General features: G+C 63.1%; 4 protein-coding genes. All 4 read right to left on the reverse strand.

What is annotated here, in order from left to right; genetic code table 11:
* On the reverse strand, positions 1-637 hold a 637-nt coding region (locus KAZ48_11120; GenBank protein MBP7973339.1), incomplete at its 3' end, for a ComF family protein.
* Positions 638-735: 98 nt separating this feature from the next.
* A complete protein-coding gene (locus tag KAZ48_11125) occupies positions 736-1,506 on the reverse strand; it encodes a CPBP family intramembrane metalloprotease (protein MBP7973340.1) in 771 nt (256 codons plus the stop codon).
* Between the two features lie 125 nt (positions 1,507-1,631).
* On the reverse strand, positions 1,632-3,077 hold the full coding sequence (locus KAZ48_11130) for an adenosylhomocysteinase (protein ID MBP7973341.1): 1,446 nt from the start codon (positions 3,075-3,077) through the stop codon (positions 1,632-1,634).
* A gap of 9 nt (positions 3,078-3,086) precedes the next feature.
* Positions 3,087-4,025, reverse strand: coding sequence for a cation transporter (locus tag KAZ48_11135; protein ID MBP7973342.1), 939 nt, complete (start codon positions 4,023-4,025; stop codon positions 3,087-3,089).
* Positions 4,026-4,169 lie beyond the last annotated feature (144 nt).

Consider the following 4,169-nt stretch of genomic DNA (forward strand, 5'->3'; position numbering starts at 1 on the left):
TGGCGAGAGCGACCGCACCCACAGCCTCGGCGCCGGCAGCCCAGAGCGCTCGGTGGGCTTCAGCCATCGTCGCACCTGTGGTGACAACATCGTCGAAGATCACGTACTGCCGACCCGGTGCGAGCCGGTGGTGGTTGACCCGCATAGCGCCGGCGGCATTCGACTGTCTCTGGCCGCGGTCCAAACCTTTCTGAACGTGAGCCGAACGGGTCTTCGCCAACAGGTCCGCCACTCGGACCTGCAAGCCCTGCTTGCGCGCATGGTGGCAACTGCGGGATGCGATCTCGGCGACCAGGTCCATCCCTGCCCGAGTGCGTGTCTGCGCGCCCGAGTGGATGGGCACCAGCCAAACCGGGCACGCTTGCGGCTCGACCCGTGACCCGATCAGTGCGCGGCCAGCCAGTTCGGCCAGAACACCCACGAGTCGTGGGCTACCCCCGCGCTTGGCGGCGAGGATGGCCTCGCGCAGCACGCCCCCGTACGCCCCAGCAGCCACGACACTCACATCGGGTCCTAGCTCACGCTGCACCGGGGCAAGATCACGTAGCAACTCCTGACACTGCGAGCACAGGATGCGGCACGGCCGTCGGCAGCCGACGCAATCGGTGGGCAGCAACAAGTCGAGTAGCCCGGACACAGCCGCAAGCCTGTGCGTTCGCGGCGTGGGCAGACAGCTCGGTCAGGGATCCATGTGAACAAGCCAGCGACCGGGCTGTGCTGTGGAAATAGCTCGCCTCAGTTGAGCAGCAGCAGGAGCCCAATCGCTCCAGGAAGGTTGTTGATCATGTGTGCCACGATGGCGGTCGTCGTCGACCCTGTATGCCAGCGCGCTAGCCCAAGCACCAATCCGATCCCGGTCAGGACCAGCATGCGGATCGGCTCAAGGTGAAAGAGCCCAAAGATCAGAGCGGACAACAGCACTGTCAACCACGGGGCCATGCCTCGCTTGGCGAGCGCGCCGAAGGTCAACCCACGAAAACAGATCTCCTCGACGATGGGGGCACCGAACGAGACGGTCAGTGAAAACAGAATCAGGATGATGGCGTTCTGGGAAAGGTCCTTGCCAAGTTCGCCAGCGGCCGAGTCGAAGTTGCCGAAGATCAGATTGGTAACAACACCCAGCAGAATCGCGGTGATGAACGCTGCGATCCCGTAGACGACCCCCCAACCGACATCTCGCCACGACCAACGCAGGCCCAGGTCAATGCGCGGACCATTGCCTCGCATCTTGGTGACCAGCAGCGGCCAGCCCGCCAACGCAAGCCACGGCAGCATCACGGCGAACACCGTCACCAATCCCGTGACAGCCGAAGCCGCGTCCTTCGGCACGGCGACGACCGCGATGCCCGCCGCCAGGCTCAGCGTCAGCCACCCGGCGAACACGATGCCGACATCGCCAAGACCCCAGGTTGCCGCTTTGACGGGCAGGCCAACTCCGGCACGCATGGCCGCGAGTGCGTCGACGAATGTTATGGGAGCCGCTGGATACAACAACGGGTCGGTCAATCCGGCGCCTGAGTTTTGGGGAACCGGGGCGCCTGGCCACGGTTGGTAGGGCCCCACCGGGCCCCCAGGTGGACCGCCATAAGGCGGTGGCGGGGTTGGCGGGCCTGGTGGGTAGGACATCAGACTCAGTAGCGGTAGTGGTCTGACTTGAACGGGCCCTCGATCGGGATACCAAGGTAGTCAGACTGCTCTTGGGTCAGTGTGGTCAGTCCAACGCCGAGGGCGTCGAGATGTAACCGCGCGACCTTCTCGTCCAGATGCTTGGGCAGCGTGTAAACGCCAAGCGGGTAGTCCTCACTCCGCTGGAACAACTCGATCTGGGCTAGTACCTGGTTGGTGAACGAATTCGACATCACGAACGACGGGTGCCCGGTCGCGTTGCCCAGGTTCATCAGTCGTCCTTCGCTGAGCACGATGATCGAGTGTTCGTCTGGGAACACCCACTCGTCGACCTGCGGCTTGACGGTGTTGCGAACAATTCCGGACTCGTTGGTAAGGCCAGCCATATCGATCTCGTTGTCGAAATGGCCGATGTTGGCCACGATCGCTTGGTGCTTCATCGCCCGCATGTGCTCGATCCGGATGACCTCGTAGCAACCAGTCGCCGATACGAAGATGTCCGCATCTCCGACGACGTCCTCAAGGGTCGCAACCTGGTAGCCGTCCATTGCCGCCTGGAGGGCGCAGATCGGATCGACCTCGGTGACGATGACTCGGGCACCTTGGCCACGCAGCGATTCCGCGCTGCCCTTGCCTACGTCGCCGTAGCCACAGACGACCGCGACCTTGCCGCCAATGAGCACATCGGTGGCCCGATTGAGACCATCGATGAGCGAGTGGCGGCAACCGTACTTATTGTCGAACTTGCTCTTGGTGACCGCGTCATTGACATTGATGGCAGGGAATAGCAACGCGTCGTTGCGAAGCATCTCGTAGAGACGGTGGACACCAGTGGTGGTCTCCTCGGTGACGCCCTTGATGCCATTGGCGATGGACGTCCAGCGCGTCGGGTCGTCGGCCAGTGATCGCTGCAGAACGCCAAGTACTACGGCGAACTCCTCTGATTCGGCTGTACTCGGGTCTGGCACCGCGCCGAGCTTCTCGTACTCGACTCCACGATGAACCAGCAGCGTCGCGTCGCCGCCGTCATCGAGGATCATGTTGGGTCCGGTGTGACCGTTTGCGTCCGCCGGCCAGGTGAGCACCTGCTGCGTGCACCACCAGTACTCCTCCAGCGTCTCGCCCTTCCACGCGTACACGGGCACGCCCTGGGGGTCTTCTGGGGTTCCATCCTGGCCAACAGCGATGGCCGCTGCGGCGTGATCCTGCGTGGAGAAGATATTGCAAGACGCCCAACGAACCTGCGCACCGAGCGCGGTCAGGGTCTCAATGAGGACCGCGGTTTGAATCGTCATGTGCAGCGAGCCGGTGATTCGCGCCCCGGCAAGCGGCTGCGACTCGGCGAACTCGGTTCGCATGGCCATGAGTCCAGGCATCTCGTGCTCGGCGAGTTGGATTTCTTTGCGGCCGTAAGCGGCTTGGGAAAGGTCGGCGACCTTGAAATCGGGCATCAAACGTCCTTACACGGTTGGCGACTGCGGGTCTGACAGGTATCGGTCGAGGTCGGGCTCAAGATAAATGTACGTTGCCGACGGAACAGCCGCACGCACCCGCCGCTCGGCCGCGTCAATCGCCAGCGCTATTTCGGCAGCGGAGTCCGCCTTGCCAACGGCGATCTTGGCAGCAACGAGTAGGTCATCAGGACCCATGTGGAAGGTCTTGAGGTGGATGACTCGGTGGACTTCCGGGGTCGCCGCCAGCGCCGATCTGATTTTCTCCTGCTCCTCCGGCACGGCCGATTCGCCCACCAGCATGCTGGCCATCTCCATGGCGAGGAAGATCGCAATCACGAGCAGCAGCGTGCCAATCATCATCGATCCGATGCCGTCCCACACGCCACTTCCGGTGATGACACTCAAACCAACGCCCGCCAGCGCGAACATTAAGCCGACCAGCGCACCAGCATCCTCAAGCAGCACCACGGGTAATTCCGGTTGGCGAGCCTCACGGATGAATCGAAAGAGCGAACGTTGCCCGCGCGACCGGTTCGACTCCTTCAACGCCGTGCGGAAGGAGTATCCCTCCAACACCACGGCGATGAGCAGAACCGCGATCGCCCACTGCGCGTCCCGCAACTGCTCTGGGTGCGAGATCTTATGGACGCCCTCGTAGATGGCAAAGACACCACCGACGAGGAACAGGACACACGCGACGACGAAGCCGTACACGTACCGAGTACGGCCGTAGCCGAATTGGTGCTCCGGGTCGGCCGATCGCTTGGACCGCTTGCCGCCGATAAGCAGCAGGACTTGGTTCCCGGAATCGGCCACCGAGTGAATCGCCTCGGACAACATCGAGGACGAGCCAGTGATGAAGAAGGCGACGAACTTGGAGATCGCGATACCGATGTTTGCGATCAGGGCGGCGATGACTGCTCGGGTGCCACCCTCGGTACTCACGGCGCGTCCGTGGTGATGAAGGCGGTACCGGCGGTGACAATCTCGACGGCTGGCTCCCCAGCCAGCACGGTCGCGGCCTGGCCTCGTTCCAGCACGAACGCCTGCTCGCCGCAGGTGACATCGCATGCGCCGTCGACGGCGAGC

Source organism: Candidatus Nanopelagicales bacterium (assembly GCA_018003655.1).
Taxonomy (GTDB): domain Bacteria; phylum Actinomycetota; class Actinomycetes; order S36-B12; family UBA10799; genus JAGNDY01.